The sequence below is a fragment of the Roseinatronobacter sp. genome, from assembly GCF_051859525.1.
Taxonomy (GTDB): domain Bacteria; phylum Pseudomonadota; class Alphaproteobacteria; order Rhodobacterales; family Rhodobacteraceae; genus Roseinatronobacter.
Map to the genome: position 1 here is coordinate 12480 of NZ_JBHYFM010000012.1, position 15414 is coordinate 27893.

A 15414-nucleotide genomic window follows, 5' to 3' on the forward strand; every position below is an offset into this window, starting at 1 on the left:
TATGGGTTGGGGCGAAACTAGGGGTTGGGGCCGCGAAGGGCAACCAATAAGACAATGCTGTCTGGACAAATTCGCACCAGCGGCTAGGTAAGGGGGCGCTGTCTGCTGATAGGGGTTTTCATGCTTGTCGTCTTGTCACCTGCCAAGAAACTGGATTGGTCCGCCACGGGCGAAGGGCGCGCGCTTGGCATGCCCGATTTTCAGGAAAATGCTGTCGAGCTGGCACAGCTGGCCTGTGGTGTGGGGGCAGATGGTTTGAAAAAGCTGATGCATATCAGTGACAAGCTGGCCGCGCTGAACCTTGACCGTTTCAAGGTGTTTTCCGCTGCACCTGAACCGGAAACCACGCGCGCGGCAATCTATGGCTTTGCCGGTGATACATATACCGGACTGGATGCGCGGTCGCTGGACCGTGACGCGCTGGACTGGGCGCAGGGACATCTGCGCATTCTGTCGGGGTTGTATGGGCTGTTGCGCCCTTTCGACGCATTGCAACCCTACAGGCTGGAAATGGGCAGCCGCCTTGCCGGGGATCATGGCAAGAACCTGTATGACTACTGGGGGGACAGGATTTCGCGTGCCTTGAATGATGCGGCCAGTGCCGCCGGTGTGAGTGTGCTGGTCAATTGCGCATCACAGGAATATTTTGGCGCGGTCGACCCTGTTGCCCTGAACCTTCGGGTGGTGACGCCAGTCTTTATGGAATCGCGCGATGGGGCGCCGCCGAAGGTTGTCAGCTTTTATGCAAAGAAGGCACGCGGCGCGATGGCGCGCTATATCGTTGAAAACCGGCTTGTTGACCCGCAATCCTTGCTGGATTTCAATACAGCCGGTTACAAATTCGACCCAGAGATGTCGGACACGGACAGGCCGGTATTCGTGCGTGATATCTGACGGGGTTTTCCCGCACGACCATAGCGCGATATGAGGTCCAGAAGCTGGGCCTTGCGCAGCGGTTTGGTCAGCGTGTCATTCATGCCTGATGCCAGCATCTTTTCGGTTTCTTCCTGCAGGGCATGGGCGGTGAGTGCGACGATGGGAACGCTTGCGCCGTCCTCAAGTGCGCGAATATGGCGTGTGGCTTCGCGCCCGTCCATTTCGGGCATGGATATATCCATGAAAATGATATCGGGGCGGGTGTCGGTGAATTTTTCGATGGCTTCGCGCCCGTTCGTCGCAAAATGCAATTCCAGATCAAGCCCTTGAACCATTTTTGCGAAAACAAGGCGGTTTGTTGCATTGTCTTCGGCGTATAGCACCGTCATCGGTTCGTGCTGGTCTTGTGCGGTCGCAGGCGGGGACATTGGGTCAGAAACAGGGGCAGCGCCAGCCTGTTTCGGGGCCAGCGCCTCCGAGATCGAGATCGCGACATCGCGCCAAAGCAATGGTTTGGGCAGGGCATGGCGTGCATTTCCTGCAAGGACGGCGTTCGAATGATCCGCAAGGGCCGAGCACATCATAATCACCGGACATCCGGGGGCACGCTGTTCCATCAGGCTGACAATTTGTGCTGCATCGTCTGATGTCAGGTCCTGATCGATCAAGACCAGATCGATCTTATGTTGCCCCAACATGCGCAAGGCATGTACGGCCTGCGTTGCTGTCACTGTCTTGACCCGTGCCGATTGGAAATGCCGTTCAAGGATGCCACGGCTGATCAGGTGATCGCTGACAAGCAGCACCCGCTTCAGTGCCGGTGGTAGCGGCGGGGGGAAGCTGTGGCCCGCATCGGCTGCGATTTCCATATTCAGCGAGCAGCCGAAGCAAGACCCTATTCCCGGCTCTGACTCCAGCCAAATGCTGCCACCCATCAGTTCGATGATACGCCGTGAAATTGCAAGCCCAAGGCCGGTTCCCTGAAAACGCCGGTTTGTGGCATCGTCGACTTGCTGGAACTCCGAGAAGATATGTTCACAATGTTCCGGCGCGATTCCAATGCCGGTATCTTCTACCGTGATGTGCACAAGCTGTGTGTCACCGGATTTGTGCACGCCCACCGCGCGCACCAGAACATAGCCTGTTTCCGTGAATTTGACCGCATTGCCGATCAGGTTCGTCAGAACCTGCCGTACCCGGCCGGGGTCCGCCTTGAACTGGCGCGGCAGGAAAATATCGTAATCCAGGATCAGTTCGATGGAATTCCCGCGCGCAGCCGGTGCCAGCAATGTCAGCACTTCGTGGATTGTTTTTTCAAGATCGAAAACTTCGGGATACAGGTCCATCTTGCCCGCATCCATCTTGGAGAAGTCCAGAATGTCATTGATAATGGTAACCAGCGCCTGCCCGCTATTGCGGATGGTTTCGGCATAGATGCGCTGTTCGCTGTCCAGTTTCGTTTCGGCCAGCAGGTCCGCCATACCAACCACGCCATTCATGGGCGTGCGTATTTCATGGCTCATATTCGCCAGAAATGCCGATTTGGCCTGCGCGGCGGCTTCTGCACGCGCCTGTGCGTCAATCAACTGGGCCTGATACCGCAGACTGCGCGTGATATTGCGCACCAGACTGACATAATCGCCATTGGGGACGCGCCGGTCCATCAGCCGGACGCTGATGCCATTGGTGAAATGCATTTCCAGTGGTGTGATTTGCGGGTTTTCCCAGCGCGACAGCATCGACGCCACCCATTCCCCGGCTTCCTTGCCCTGCAGATCGACCAGATCTTCATAGGCGCAGATCTCAAGAATGCGGTTATATCCGATACCCTTGGTAACCTCGGCGAAACCGGCGAATATGCTTAGATAGGCCTGATTTGCCAGAACCAGCGTTTGGTTACTGTCGAAAACCGCGAAACCGTCAGTGATGGTTTCAATGGCCTGCCGCAACCGGATATCTGCAAGATCGGCAGCGGAATGGGCATGCTGCAATTCCTGTGCTGTTTGGGTATTCATGCCTTCCAGTTGCTGCGCAATGCTGCGGATATCCTGCAATTCTGCACGCTGTTCAATGATCTGGTCTGACAGGGTGAACGCATGTTCCTTCAGCCGCGCATTGGCTGCGGTCAGTTCCAGCCTTGCATGGTCCAGCAAACGCTCTGCGCGCAAGCGCGCGCGGCGTTCAAGCATAATCTGATCTGCAACGCGGCTAGGCATGTTGTGTTTACGAACCAGCGTAGAAAACATTCAGAAACACTATCCCGTTCATCCGTGAAGATGCGCTTAACGCCATGTGGTTTGCACAAGCTGGCATCTGGTGGTGTGATCTGGACAAAACTGGCACAATGCACGAAACAGCATCTGTTTTTGTTGAAAGTGCCCAGATGATCGATCCGCTTGTCGCCCTGCGCCATGACCTGCACCGCCACCCTGACCTGTCAGGCCAGGAGGGTGCGACAGCGCGCCGGGTAAGGGCCTATATTGAGCAGACGAACCCTGCTCAGGTGATAGACGGGCTGGGGGGGCATGGTGTCGCTGTGGTATATCACGGGGCACATCACGGGCCGACTGTTCTGTTTCGTGCGGAACTGGATGCGCTGCCCATACAGGAACGCAGCGTTGCCGCCCACCGGTCTGTCAGGGATGGTGTTGCGCATCTGTGTGGACATGACGGGCATATGGCGATTCTGGCCGGTCTTGGTGAAAGCCTGCGCAATCATCCGCCCGTTTCAGGGCGTGTCATTTTGCTGTTCCAACCCGCCGAGGAGACCGGCGAAGGCGCGCGCGCTGTTCTGGCCGACCCGCGTTTTGATGCACTGCGCCCCGATTGGGCATTTGCGCTGCATAACATGCCGGGGGTGGCGCCGGGGCATGTGGCTGTTGGGGCAGGCCCTGCGGCCTGCGCGTCGGTTGGACTGCGGGTCTGCCTGCAAGGGCGCGAAGCCCATGCCGCCCAGCCCGAAACCGGCCAGTCGCCAGCGCCGGTGATGCAGGACTTGCTGGAATGGGTGCAGGCGTTTCAGGGCGCGCACGGGCGCAAGGATGGCTGCCTTGCCACACTCTGCCATCTGAACATGGGCCAGCCTGCTTTCGGGATATCCCCTGCGCAGGCCGAAATCTGGATCACGTTGCGCGCGATTACCGATTGCGCGCTGGGGCAGTTGGAAGGGCAGTTGCGCGATCTGGTCGCGCAGCGTGCCAGCCTGTGCGGGCTGGAGGTGCAGATCAGCCGCCACGACCATTTCAACGCCAGCATCAACGACCCCGACGCGGCCGCCATTGTTGCGCGCGCCGCTGCGGGACTGGGCATGCCTGCGGGGGATTTTGCCCTGCCCATGCGTGCATCCGAAGATTTTGGCGCGTTCAGCGCTGTAACCCGCACGGGGCTGTTTTTTCTGGGGGCGGGGGAAACTGTGCCAAGCCTGCACAACCCCGATTATGATTTTCCTGATACGCTGATTGCGCCTGCTGTGCGTTTGTTCCGCGCCATTCTGGACGACTGCCTGCATGCGCAAGGCGGGTGACACGTCCGGGGGCTGCTGCGCCATGATGTCCCGTCAGGCCACGCAGAACGTGATCCGATCACAGCTATCGCGGGGCTGCCGCGCGGCGCAGCCTGTCGTTGATGGCCAGCCCCAGCCCGTGTTCCGGCACGGGGGCCACGGCAATGGGGCGGCCTGTCGCGTCAGCCAGATGCAGGACTGCAAACAGCTTCGCTGCGGCTTCGGCCAGATCGCCCTTGGGCGACAATGTGAAATCTGCGCCCGTGCAGGCCGCGCCGAAGCCGATCCAGACTTCATGCGCTTCCGGCGCGCTTGCGTTCAGGCGGACAGATGCGCGGGGGGCGTAATGCGATGCAAGCTGTCCGGGGGCTGTGATGGCGGTCGTTTGCGTTGGTGCCGGACTATAGCCCAGCACGCCAGCCATCATCTCGGGACTGATACCACCTGCGCGCAGCACAACCGCGCGGCCGCTGGCATCGGTGCCGATGATGGTTGATTCCACGCCAACCGCGCAGGCCCCACCATCCAGCACAGCGGCAATGCGTCCCGACAGGCCCGCCATGACATGCGCAGGCGTTGTCGGGCTGATCCGTCCCGAGGGGTTGGCTGATGGTGCTGCAACCGGACCGCCGAATTCGGCCAGCAGCGCCTGTGCAGCGGGGTGCGCGGGCATGCGCAGCGCAACCGTGTCCAGTCCCGCAGTCACCGCAGGCGCCAGTCCATGCCCGTCCCGCAAGGGCGCAACCAGTGTCAGTGCGCCGGGCCAGAACGCTTGCGCCAGTTTGCGCGCGGTCGGGTCCAGCTGCGCCAGTTCCAGCGCCGCATCCATATCGGCAACATGAACAATCAGCGGGTTATGCGCGGGCCGCCCCTTGGCCGCGAAAATGGCAGCAACCGCTGCGGGGTTGCGTGCATCGCCTGCCAGCCCGTAGACTGTTTCCGTGGGCAGGGCGACAAGCCCGCCCCTGTGCAAAATTGTGCTGGCACGCGACAGGCCCTTGGGCGTTACGTTCAGTAATTCTGTTTGCGGGGCGTCTGCAGGCATTTTGTGACGTGGCGTCCTTGTTTGGGAATCCGCGTGCGCGGGCTAGAACCTGTTCATAGGGTGGGCGATGCATGTTGCCAAGTGTCGCCGCGCCCGCAACATCGTATCTGCACCTTGTCAGGAGGCCCCATGCCCTACCGCGCCCCGCTTCAGGATTTCGGCTTTTTGCTGGACCATATTGTCGCCTTCGATCAGGTGCGCCAGACCGACCGGTTCGCCGAGGCCACGCCAGACACGACAAACGCCATTCTGACCGAAGCGGCGCGCCTGTGCGAGGAGGTGTTGTACCCGTTGCAGCGCAATGGCGATCTGCACCCCGCGCGGCTGGAAAACGGGATAGTGCGCACAGCACCCGGATATGCGGACGGGTTCCGTGCCATCGCGGACGGGGGCTGGCTGGGCATTGCCGCGGACCCTGAATACGGGGGCATGGGCCTGCCGCAGACCTTGGCGGTTGTTTTGAATGACATGATGTCTTCGGCCTGCTTGTCGCTGGAATTGTGCCCGCTGATGTCGCAAGGCCAGATCGAGGCGCTGGAACATCATGCTGATGACTGGATTAAGGCGGTGTATCTGCCGAAACTGGTTTCCGGTGAATGGACGGGCACCATGAACCTGACCGAGCCACAGGCAGGCAGTGATGTGGGCGCATTGCGCAGCAAGGCCGACCCCCAACCTGATGGCAGTTTCCGTATCACGGGGCAGAAAATCTATATCAGTTGGGGCGACCATGACATGGCCGAAAATGTCTGTCATCTGGTCCTTGCCCGCTTGCCGGATGCCCCGCAGGGCACCAAGGGGATCAGCCTGTTCATGGTGCCGAAATTCATTCCGGATGCGGACGGCAAGCCGGACGCGCAAAACAGCCTGCGTGTTGTATCACTGGAACATAAGTTGGGCCTGCACGGATCGCCTACGGCGGTCATGGAATATGACAATGCCACCGGCTGGATGGTGGGCACCCCCAACAAGGGGATGGCCGCAATGTTCACGATGATGAACAATGCCCGCGTCGGCGTGGGCGTTCAGGGGATCGGGGTCGCCGAAGGCGCTTTCCAGCACGCGCTGGCCTATGCGCGTGACCGCAAGCAGGGCCGCACGCCCTTGAATGCCACAGGCGCGATTATCGAACATGCCGATGTGCGCCGCATGCTGTCCATGATGAAGGCCGAGATTTTTGCCATGCGCGCCATTGCGCTGGCCAATAGCGTGGCCATCGATATGGCCAGCGCCACAGGGTCCGATGAATGGGCCGCGCGTGCGGCCCTGCTGACGCCCATTACCAAGGCACAGGGTACCGATACCGGGATCGAGGTTGCAAGCACCGGCATACAGGTTCATGGTGGCATGGGCTTCATTGAAGAAACCGGCGCGGCGCAGTATCTGCGTGATGTGCGGGTCACCGCAATCTATGAAGGAACGAACGGAATTCAGGCCATGGACCTTGTCGGGCGCAAAATGATGGATGGCGGCGAGGCCGCATTCCGGCTGTTGCAAGAAGTCGAGGATTTCGCCGAATCCGCGCGCGGCCCGTTGCCCGCGCTTGCAGAAGAAGTCTGGCAGGCCGCAGAAACGCTGCGCGAAACGACTGAATGGCTGCTTGCGCAGGAAATGACAGACCGTGCGGCAGGGGCGGTGCCCTATCTGCGCGCTTTTGCCCGTGTATTGGGGGCGCATTACCACCTGAAGGCGGCGATCAAGGGGGATGACGCGCGCAAGGCGCTGGCGCGGGTTTTCATCACACGCCTTTTGCCCGAACATGCGGGGTTGCTGGTGCAGGTGCGCGCAGGTGCGGATGCGCTTTATGCGTTGTCCGATGATGAACTGGCGGCTTGATGGACGGTGCACCCAAATCAGGTTTACGGTATCCTTTCCCTAGCCCGCCCGATGCGGGGCAGGTGGTGGCGGTCGCTGACGGGGTGTTCTGGGCGCGTCTTGCGCTTCCAATGGCGTTGGACCATGTGAATGTTTATGTGCTTGATGATGGTGACGGCTGGACAGTATTTGACACAGGGTTTGACGATCCGGCCACGCGCGATGCATGGACAGCGCTGCTGGCAGGACCGTTGAACGGCAAGCCCGTCCGGCGCGTGATCGCAAGTCACCATCACCCTGATCATATTGGCCTTGCAGGGTGGTTTCAGGCGCAGGGCGCAGAATTGTGGACCACCCGCACAGCATGGCTTATGGCGCGGATGATGGTGCTGGATGAACAGGACCGCCCGAACCGCGAAACGCTGGAATTCTGGCGGCGTTCGGGCATGGACGCCGATATTCTTGCGCAGCGCGCGACAGAACGCCCGTTCAATTTCTGCGACCGCGTTGCCCCTTTGCCCTTGGGGTATCATCGCGTCACAGACGGGGATGTTGTGCATGCGGGCGCGCGCGACTGGGTGGTGCGGCTGGGTCAGGGCCATGCCCCTGACCAGATTACACTTTGGTCAACAAGCTGTAATCTGGTGTTGGGGGCGGATCAGTTGCTGCCATCGATTTCGGCCAATCTGGGGGTTTATGCGACCGAACCGGATGCGGATCCGGTGGCCGAATGGCTGGCCTCTTGTCTGGCGCTTCAGGCATTCGCACAGGATGACCATCTTGTCCTGCCGGGCCACAAACTGCCCTTTACGGGCCTGCCCTTGCGACTGCACCAGATGATCGAGAACCACCATGGAGCCTTGAAGCGGCTGCACCGCCACCTGTCTGAGCCGCATAGGGCGGGGGAGTGTTTTGCGCCACTGTTCAAGCGCGAAATCACCCCAGCCGTTTACGGGCTTGCCCTGGTCGAGGCAGTCGCCCATTTGAACCACCTGACAGCGACAGGCCGCGCGCGGCGGCATATCGATAAGGATGGCGTGTATCTGTGGCAGGCGGTTTAGCAACTTCGCTGTAAAGCCGGTTCAAGCAGGGGTGACAGCGCGCCCGTGATATTATATCCGGATGATGAATCGAACGAACAGGAGTGCCCGATGGCCCAACATGAGCATGGTAAAATGGATATCCGGGAACAGGAAAAAACCTTTGCTGGTTTTATCCGCTATTCGATATGGGTCACTGTGGCGTCGATCGCTGTGCTGATCTTTCTTGCCCTGGCAAATTCCTGATAGCTGCGCGCCAGCTTCCCGCTGGGTGACATGTTCGTAAAAGAGGTTGATCATGCCGGTATTCGTTATGCCCTTGGGCTATGTGCGGGGCATATTGCCTGCTGGTATGTTGCTTGCGGCGTTCCTGTTTCTGACGGCCTGTGCCGGGCAGCAGACATGGGCCAGTGACGAAGCTGTCGCCGCCGCGCGTCACGTTCATGGTGGTGCGCCGGAACTGACGCTTGTTACAATCATGCATCACAGGTCCGGAAACGGGCACCACACGGCGCTGTTCATAAACGGGGCAGAGCGTGTGTTATTCGACCCCGCCGGCAGCTGGCATCTGGATGCCGCGCCCGAACGCAATGACCTGCATTACGGCATGACCTCTGCCGCTGGCGCATCATTTTACCTTAGTCATGTTCGGGAATCGCATTATGCAGTGGTGCAGCGCCTTCGGGTCACGCCCGATGTTGCTGCACAAGCGATGGCACTGGCGCAGCAGGCGGGCCCCGTCGGGCCCGCGCGCTGCGCGATTTCGACATCGGCCCTGTTGCGTGCGCTGCCGGGGTTCGAGGGGATCAGCAGCAACTGGCACCCGCACCGCCTGATGCGGGACTTTGCGCAGCTTCCCGGTGTCATCACGGTTGAATTGCACCATGATGACCCAGATGTTCTGCAAAAGGCGTATCAGGCGCAGGCGCCGCTTTAGCCTGATAACCTCTTGGGGACGATCAGGCGCGTTTCATACCTGATTAGGGGCGCGATCATTTGCAGGCTGGTGCGCGACAGGCCGATGCATCCGGCAGTCGGATAGCCGGGCCTGCGCCATTGATGGATGAAGATGGCAGACCCTTTGCCGCGTTCCGCGCGGGGCCAGTTCCAGTCTGTCAGGATTACCAGATCATATAGCGGGTCCGCACGGCGCAAATGTTCATGGCTGAACGGATAGGGCGCGCGCACCATCAGGTTGTAATCTTCATGCGCCGGATCATCGGACCACAGGTCGCGCGGGCCAATCGGCACGGCCCAATCCGCAGGCTTGGCAATACGGTCGGGCCGGTACAGCATGCCAACCAGCCGGTGCACACCAACGGGTGTTGCGCCGTCACCTTCGCATTTGTCGGCGCGCACGCCGCCGCGCCCGATCGTGCAAGGCCAGACGCGGCCCATGAAGCGCAAACCCCGCCGCGTCAGAACCATGTCAAACCGTGTCATAGAAAATGCCCTGATTTGGCTGCCTTGGTCGCCAGATAGGCGCGGTTCTCGGCGGTTTCGCCCACACGCAGCGGGACACGTTCGGTCACCTCCAAACCGTGATCGTTCAGCATATCCACCTTGCGCGGATTGTTCGTCAGCAACCGCACCTGATGAAACCCCATTTTGCGCAGCAATGCGGCCCCAATGCGGAAATCACGTTCATCATCTTCAAACCCCAGCCGGTGGTTTGCCTCGACCGTGTCAAAACCTTGATCCTGAAGCGAATAGGCACGCATTTTGTTCGCCAGCCCGATCCCGCGCCCTTCCTGGTTCAGATACAGCAACACGCCGGCACCCGCGTCGCCCATCTGCGCCAGCGCGGCCTGAAGCTGCGGCCCGCAATCGCATTTCAGGCTGCCCAGAACATCGCCGGTGAAACAGGCCGAATGCAGGCGTGCCAGCACCGGTGCCGCGCGGTCCGGCTTGCCGATTTCAATGGCATAATGTTCAACCCCGCCATCGGGGGGGCGGAAAATATGCACGCGCCCCGCTTTTGCGGCGGCCATGGGCAGGCGGGCACTGACAACCGGCGACAGTTGCGTTTCGCGCGCCAGTTCGGTGGTCAGGTCGGCAATCGGCAGTTCGGTCAGGTGCGCATCTTCCACCATTTCAGGGTCGTTCAGCGATGCGACCAGTGCAGCGGGCAAAAGCTGCGCTGATTTGGTCAATAGCAGCGCTGCACGATGAAGGTCTGCCGGGCCGGTGCGTTCGCTTGGCAGCGGTCCTTTCATCGGGTGGCGCAGGTCATCGGCCGGGTCGGCCAGCGCGCGCACCCAAGCGACCTGTGCATCTGCGGGCACCAGAACCCGCGCCAGATCGCCATCATAGCTGCGCGCCTTTAGCGTGTCAGCGCGGTGTCGCGTCAATGCCAGCACCAGCTGCGAGTCCAGCCCCTGCAATTCGGCAAGCCGCGCCGGTGTGGCCATTTCAGCGGCCAGAATAACCGCCGTTTGCGACCCGCTGCGCAAGATGACGGGCACACCCAGCCGCAAATCTGCACGGGCGCGGTTGATCAGTTCGACGGGCGTCAGGCCAGATATCATGCGGCAATCCTGCTGGGTTCTTGTCTGTGACATAGACCGATGGCAGGGAAATTGAAACATATTGCCCGCATCCGACACGACCGCGTGAGGGTTTTGTAGCAAATCTTGTTCTGTGCACGCGCCCTCACATTTAAGAGAGAGAGCAAGAACAGGAGTAGTTTCAATGCCCAAGCTGAACAAGGTGCTGTTGGTCGATGATGATGATGACCTGCGCGAAGCGCTGTCAGAACAACTGGTCATGACCGATGAGTTCGACGTGTTCGAGGCCGCAAACGGGGCCGAGGCCATGGAGAAAGTGCGCGCGGGCCAGTTTGATCTGGCGATCCTTGATGTGGGCCTGCCTGACACCGACGGGCGCGAATTGTGCAAACGCATGCGCAAGGCGGGCTTCAAATCGCCGGTCATCATGCTGACGGGACACGATTCGGATGCGGACACCATTCTGGGTCTGGATTCGGGCGCAAATGATTACATCACCAAACCCTTCAAGCTGCCGGTCCTGCTGGCGCGTCTGCGTGCACAACTGCGCCAGCACGAACAATCCGAAAACGCGGTTTTCCAGCTTGGTCCCTATCTGTTCAAACCGGCGCAGAAAATGCTGGTTGACGAAAACGACCGCAAGATCAGACTGACCGAGAAGGAAACCAATATCCTGAAATTCCTGTATCGCGCCCCCGATGGCGTGGTGCCGCGCGATGTGCTGCTGCACGAAGTGTGGGGCTATAATGCAGGTGTCACAACGCATACGCTGGAAACCCATATTTACCGCCTGCGTCAGAAAATTGAACCTGATCCGTCGAATGCAAGCCTGCTGGTGACGGAATCGGGGGGCTATCGTCTGGCCGCGTGAACACCGCGAACCGGCCCTATTGTTGCCAAAATTTGGGGTAATAAGTGAATTAAGAAGCGATTGTTCTTCTTTTCCTCCTCCCCTCCCTTTGGCCCGGACAGTTTGTTCGGGCCTTTTCTTTGCAGATCAGGGTTGTCGCGCGGGCCCGCACTGTGCATGAAGGGCCACCAAGCCGGAGTTTGCCATGCCTTTTACCCTTGCCACCTGGAACATCAATTCCGTTCGTTTGCGCGCCGAACTGGTGCTGAAACTGCTGCGCGAAGAGGCACCGGACGTGTTGTGTTTGCAGGAATGCAAAAGCCCTGTGGACAAAATGCCCTTCGATCTGTTCGCGCAGGCGGGCTATGGCTATTGGGCCGCGCGCGGCCAGAAGGGCTATAACGGTGTTGCCATCCTGTCGCGCCTGCCGCTGGAGGATGCGGGACATATCGACTGGTGCGGGCGCGGGGACGCGCGCCATGTGGCGGCGCGGCTGGAAAACGGGGTTGTCATTCACAACTGTTACATTCCGGCCGGTGGCGATGTGCCGGACCGCAGCGTGAATGAAAAATTCGGCCATAAGCTGGATACGCTGACCGAATTGCGGGACCATTTCGGTGCGAACCGTCCGGAAAAATCGATTCTGGTGGGCGATCTGAACATCGCCCCGCGCGAAGATGATGTCTGGTCACATAAACAGTTGCTGAAGGTCGTCAGCCACACCCCGATCGAGGTGGAGCATCTGGCCGATGCGCAGGATGCAGGCGCATGGGTGGATGTTACGCGCGCGGATATTCCTGACGGGCAGTTATATTCGTGGTGGTCCTACCGTGCGCGCGACTGGGATGCTGCCGACAAGGGCCGCAGGCTGGACCATATCTGGGCCAGCCGCGACATTGCGGCGGCTGGTCACGGGTCGCGCATTCTGCGCGATGCACGCGGGTGGCAGCAACCGTCCGACCACGCGCCGGTATTTGCCAGCTTCGACCTGTAGCCTGCCACCGCGTTTCGTATAGGTCGCGTTGGCGGGGTGCGGCGCGACGATACCTGGTCAGAAATGCTCGGCAGTGAAATCCTGCAGAACAAGACGCCACCAGTCAAATGTATCGTCCAGATTGACCGTGCTGACACCGCCAAACAGGTTCACATCCCATTCGATGACCGGATCTTTTTCCGCGTCCAGATAGGCCTTGCCGAAACGCTTTTCCTGATTCCACAGGTTCATATCATCCAGCGTCAATGATCCCGTGTTCTTCCAGCCTGCCTGAAACTGAAGGGTGGTGCAATCCGCCCCGTTCGTGCAACCATAGAAATTGACTGTGTACAGGATGCCGTTGATCCGCCCCAGAATTTGCGGATCGCCAACGCCGTCGGTCTGGATGGTTGCCGATCCATAGCCGCGCGCGATATTGGCAATAGATTCCACGTCGCCCGCGTCAATCAAGGATTGCGCAAGGGTTGCAGGGGCAAGGGCAAGACTGCCCAGAATTGCCAATACGGGCAGGGTGGCAGTCCGGCGCATGGGGAAATTCCTTTTGTTCGTCAGTATGGCAGAAGTCATGCGCCGTTCTTTTGGCGCGCGCAAGATATAGGTGACGGGCGCTGTGTGGAATGCACTTGTGCTGCCCGTCGCCGCTGCGCCATGGTCCTGCGCATGTCAGATTTCGTTTATGCCCCGCCGACCGACGCCCCTGTGATTCTGTATCAGGATGCGGATATTGTTTTTGTGGACAAGCCGTCAGGGTTGTTGTCCGTGCCCGGCCGTGGTCCGGACAAAACCGATTGCATGATTGCCCGTCTGTCGCGAATTTTTCCGGACATCCTGCTGGTGCACCGGCTGGATCTGGACACGTCAGGTGTGATGGTCTTTGCACGCACACCCGCGGCGCAGCGCAATCTGGGCCAGCAGTTTGAAACGCGCAAGACGCGCAAGCACTATATCGCGCGCGTCGCGGGCCATGTTGAAGGGCGCGAGGGGCGCGTAGATTTGCCCTTGATCGTGGACTGGCCCAACCGCCCGCTGCAAAAGGTCTGCCATGAAACCGGACGGCCCGCGCAGACCGACTGGAAGCTGATCCGCCACGAAGATGGCGCATCGCGCCTGCGTCTTATGCCCGTCACCGGCCGCAGCCACCAGTTGCGCGTTCATATGCTGGCCATTGGCCATGTTATTCTGGGCGACCCGCTATATGCCACGGGGGACGCGTTGGCCTATCCGCGGCTTATGCTGCATGCACAATCCTTGCGGCTGAAACACCCTGTCACGGGGCATGGCATGACCATCGCGGCACCAGTTCCATTCTAGAATATCCCGCTTGATCAAGGCGGATACTCTAAATGCGCTGGACCGGCGCCGGACATAAAAAAAGGGGCGCAGTTGCGCCCCTTGATTGATTATGCCGACCGGCGGTGGCGGTCCTTGCCGCCAGATTGTCCGGCTGGCTTGCCCGAACCCGTGCGTTTGCCAAAGGTTTTCTGGCGGGGTTTGCGGTTTTGTCCGTCGTCATTGTCGCGCGGCGCGCCGGCGCGTTGCTGCGGACGCCCGCCGCCGCGTTGGGGGCCGCGTTTGCGCGCGGCAGCCCGTGCAGGGCCTGCCAGATCGTCGGCCCATGGCGTGCCGCCAGCCACAGCCAGTTCAATGCGCATCAGTTTTTCAATTGCGCGCAGGTCGCCCATTTCGGCGGGCGCACAAAATGCGATTGCGCGGCCGGTCGCACCTGCACGGGCCGTGCGGCCAATGCGGTGGACATAGTTTTCCGGCACTTCCGGCAGATCGTAGTTATAGACATGGCGCATGTCGGGAATATCGATGCCGCGTGCGGCCACATCGGTTGCCACCAATACCTTGACCTTGCCTTCGCGGAAGCCCTGCAAGGTGCGTTCGCGCTGCCCCTGGCTTTTGTTGCCATGGATGGACCCCGCCGGAATGCCCCAGCCGTTCAGCAGTTTCATCAGCTTTTCCGCGCCATGTTTGGTGCGCGAAAATACCAGCGCCAGATCGTCCGGATGCTGCTTAAGGTAGCCTTCCAGCACGCGCGCCTTGTCGCCTTGGGGCACAAAATGCACGGATTGGTCGATCTTGTCGGCAGGTCGCCCCGGTGCAGACACCTGAATGCGTTCCGGCCGGTCCAGATAGGCATCGGCGATTTCGTTCATCTGCTTGTTCATCGTCGCCGAGAACATCAGCGTCTGGCGTTCTTTCGGCAGCAGCGACGCAATTTTGCGAAGTGCATGGATGAAGCCCAGATCAAGCATCTGGTCGGCTTCGTCCAGAACCAGCATCTGGGTGGATTGAAGTGTCAGCGCACGCCGGTCCAGCAGGTCCAGCAAGCGCCCCGGTGTGGCCACCAGAATATCGCAGCCTTTGGCCAGTTTCTGGATTTGCGGGTTCAGGCCCGCGCCGCCGACAACGCGCTGAACCTTCAGCGGTGTCTTGCGGGCGAAATTGTCCAGCGTGGTTGCGATCTGGGTCACCAGTTCGCGTGTGGGCGCAAGGATCAGCGCGCTTGTGGTTTTTGGCGCGGGCCGTTCGCTGCCCAGCAGCGCATGCATGACGGGCAGGCCAAATGCCAGTGTTTTGCCGGTGCCGGTTTGCGCCAGCCCCAGTATGTCGCGGCCTTGCATGATCATCGGGATCGCGCGTGCCTGAATCGGGGTGGGGGTGCCAAAACCTTGGGCCTCAAGGCCGGTCATCAGCACGGGGCGCAGCCCGAACATGGTAAAATCAGTCAAAATAAGTCCTCTCACGGCCTGTCCGCACAGGCGTAGAGCCCCTGACA

General features: G+C 60.2%; 15 protein-coding genes. 9 read left to right on the top strand and 6 right to left on the bottom strand.

Annotation, left to right across the window (positions count from 1 at the left end; all coding sequences use genetic code 11):
• The first annotated feature begins 120 nt into the window (after positions 1-120).
• Complete coding sequence (gene yaaA / locus ACTIE1_RS10620) at positions 121-894, top strand: peroxide stress protein YaaA (protein ID WP_439561256.1); 774 nt, start codon at positions 121-123, stop codon at positions 892-894.
• Here yaaA and ACTIE1_RS10625 read toward each other — a convergent pair.
• A complete protein-coding gene (locus tag ACTIE1_RS10625) occupies positions 834-3065 on the bottom strand; it encodes a response regulator (RefSeq protein ID WP_439561255.1) in 2232 nt (743 codons plus the stop codon). The two genes, yaaA and ACTIE1_RS10625, sit on opposite strands and share 61 nt — an antisense overlap.
• Before the next feature lie 194 nt (positions 3066-3259).
• Here ACTIE1_RS10625 and ACTIE1_RS10630 point away from each other — a divergent pair, with 194 nt between their 5' ends.
• Positions 3260-4399: an amidohydrolase gene (locus tag ACTIE1_RS10630; RefSeq protein ID WP_439561254.1), complete on the top strand. Its 1140-nt coding sequence runs from the start codon at positions 3260-3262 to the stop codon at positions 4397-4399.
• Between the two features lie 64 nt (positions 4400-4463).
• On the opposite strand, the gene ACTIE1_RS10635 is transcribed toward ACTIE1_RS10630, so the two are convergent.
• Positions 4464-5423, bottom strand: coding sequence for an L-threonylcarbamoyladenylate synthase (locus tag ACTIE1_RS10635; protein WP_439561253.1), 960 nt, complete (start codon positions 5421-5423; stop codon positions 4464-4466).
• 129 nt (positions 5424-5552) lie between these two features.
• Here ACTIE1_RS10635 and ACTIE1_RS10640 point away from each other — a divergent pair, with 129 nt between their 5' ends.
• From ACTIE1_RS10640 to ACTIE1_RS10655, 4 genes are all read left to right on the top strand, one after another.
• Complete coding sequence (locus ACTIE1_RS10640; protein WP_439561252.1) at positions 5553-7259, top strand: acyl-CoA dehydrogenase; 1707 nt, start codon at positions 5553-5555, stop codon at positions 7257-7259.
• Complete coding sequence (locus tag ACTIE1_RS10645) at positions 7259-8299, top strand: MBL fold metallo-hydrolase (protein WP_439561251.1); 1041 nt, start codon at positions 7259-7261, stop codon at positions 8297-8299. Before ACTIE1_RS10640 ends, ACTIE1_RS10645 begins: the two co-directional genes overlap by 1 nt.
• Positions 8300-8389: 90 nt before the next feature.
• A complete protein-coding gene (locus tag ACTIE1_RS10650; RefSeq protein WP_439561250.1) occupies positions 8390-8524 on the top strand; it encodes an aa3-type cytochrome c oxidase subunit IV in 135 nt (44 codons plus the stop codon).
• A 52-nt stretch (positions 8525-8576) separates the two neighbouring features.
• Positions 8577-9215 (top strand): hypothetical protein, encoded by a 639-nt coding sequence (locus tag ACTIE1_RS10655; RefSeq protein WP_439561249.1) that lies wholly within the window; start codon positions 8577-8579, stop codon positions 9213-9215.
• Here the strand turns inward: ACTIE1_RS10655 and ACTIE1_RS10660 are convergent.
• Together ACTIE1_RS10660 and ribA are read right to left on the bottom strand one after the other, a co-directional pair.
• Positions 9212-9721, bottom strand: coding sequence for a L,D-transpeptidase family protein (locus ACTIE1_RS10660; protein ID WP_439561248.1), 510 nt, complete (start codon positions 9719-9721; stop codon positions 9212-9214). The genes ACTIE1_RS10655 and ACTIE1_RS10660 overlap by 4 nt on opposite strands.
• Positions 9718-10806 carry a GTP cyclohydrolase II gene (gene ribA / locus ACTIE1_RS10665; RefSeq protein ID WP_439561247.1) on the bottom strand — a complete coding sequence of 363 codons (1089 nt, stop codon included), beginning with the start codon at positions 10804-10806 and terminating at the stop codon, positions 9718-9720. Before ribA ends, ACTIE1_RS10660 begins: the two co-directional genes overlap by 4 nt.
• Before the next feature lie 163 nt (positions 10807-10969).
• Here ribA and ACTIE1_RS10670 point away from each other — a divergent pair, with 163 nt between their 5' ends.
• Together ACTIE1_RS10670 and ACTIE1_RS10675 are read left to right on the top strand one after the other, a co-directional pair.
• Positions 10970-11656 (top strand): response regulator transcription factor, encoded by a 687-nt coding sequence (locus tag ACTIE1_RS10670; RefSeq protein WP_439561246.1) that lies wholly within the window; start codon positions 10970-10972, stop codon positions 11654-11656.
• A 184-nt stretch (positions 11657-11840) separates the two neighbouring features.
• Positions 11841-12629 (top strand): exodeoxyribonuclease III, encoded by a 789-nt coding sequence (locus tag ACTIE1_RS10675; RefSeq protein ID WP_439561245.1) that lies wholly within the window; start codon positions 11841-11843, stop codon positions 12627-12629.
• A gap of 57 nt (positions 12630-12686) precedes the next feature.
• On the opposite strand, the gene ACTIE1_RS10680 is transcribed toward ACTIE1_RS10675, so the two are convergent.
• Positions 12687-13157 (bottom strand): YbjN domain-containing protein, encoded by a 471-nt coding sequence (locus ACTIE1_RS10680; RefSeq protein ID WP_439561244.1) that lies wholly within the window; start codon positions 13155-13157, stop codon positions 12687-12689.
• A 132-nt stretch (positions 13158-13289) separates the two neighbouring features.
• Between ACTIE1_RS10680 and ACTIE1_RS10685 the strand changes: the two genes are divergently transcribed.
• A complete protein-coding gene (locus ACTIE1_RS10685) occupies positions 13290-13940 on the top strand; it encodes a pseudouridine synthase (protein ID WP_439561243.1) in 651 nt (216 codons plus the stop codon).
• An 89-nt stretch (positions 13941-14029) separates the two neighbouring features.
• Here ACTIE1_RS10685 and ACTIE1_RS10690 read toward each other — a convergent pair whose 3' ends face one another.
• Positions 14030-15367 (bottom strand): DEAD/DEAH box helicase, encoded by a 1338-nt coding sequence (locus ACTIE1_RS10690; protein ID WP_439561242.1) that lies wholly within the window; start codon positions 15365-15367, stop codon positions 14030-14032.
• Positions 15368-15414: the final 47 nt, after the last annotated feature.

Bases quoted from the DNA above. Each gene is read 5' to 3' on its own strand.
- yaaA (WP_439561256.1), top strand. From the start codon at position 121: ATGCTTGTCGTCTTGTCACCTGCCAAGAAACTGGATTGGTCCGCCACG.
- ACTIE1_RS10625 (WP_439561255.1), bottom strand. From the start codon at position 3,065: ATGCTTGAACGCCGCGCGCGCTTGCGCGCAGAGCGTTTGCTGGACCAT.
- ACTIE1_RS10630 (WP_439561254.1), top strand. From the start codon at position 3,260: ATGATCGATCCGCTTGTCGCCCTGCGCCATGACCTGCACCGCCACCCT.
- ACTIE1_RS10635 (WP_439561253.1), bottom strand. From the start codon at position 5,423: ATGCCTGCAGACGCCCCGCAAACAGAATTACTGAACGTAACGCCCAAG.
- ACTIE1_RS10640 (WP_439561252.1), top strand. From the start codon at position 5,553: ATGCCCTACCGCGCCCCGCTTCAGGATTTCGGCTTTTTGCTGGACCAT.
- ACTIE1_RS10645 (WP_439561251.1), top strand. From the start codon at position 7,259: ATGGACGGTGCACCCAAATCAGGTTTACGGTATCCTTTCCCTAGCCCG.
- ACTIE1_RS10650 (WP_439561250.1), top strand. From the start codon at position 8,390: ATGGCCCAACATGAGCATGGTAAAATGGATATCCGGGAACAGGAAAAA.
- ACTIE1_RS10655 (WP_439561249.1), top strand. From the start codon at position 8,577: ATGCCGGTATTCGTTATGCCCTTGGGCTATGTGCGGGGCATATTGCCT.
- ACTIE1_RS10660 (WP_439561248.1), bottom strand. From the start codon at position 9,721: ATGACACGGTTTGACATGGTTCTGACGCGGCGGGGTTTGCGCTTCATG.
- ribA (WP_439561247.1), bottom strand. From the start codon at position 10,806: ATGATATCTGGCCTGACGCCCGTCGAACTGATCAACCGCGCCCGTGCA.
- ACTIE1_RS10670 (WP_439561246.1), top strand. From the start codon at position 10,970: ATGCCCAAGCTGAACAAGGTGCTGTTGGTCGATGATGATGATGACCTG.
- ACTIE1_RS10675 (WP_439561245.1), top strand. From the start codon at position 11,841: ATGCCTTTTACCCTTGCCACCTGGAACATCAATTCCGTTCGTTTGCGC.
- ACTIE1_RS10680 (WP_439561244.1), bottom strand. From the start codon at position 13,157: ATGCGCCGGACTGCCACCCTGCCCGTATTGGCAATTCTGGGCAGTCTT.
- ACTIE1_RS10685 (WP_439561243.1), top strand. From the start codon at position 13,290: ATGTCAGATTTCGTTTATGCCCCGCCGACCGACGCCCCTGTGATTCTG.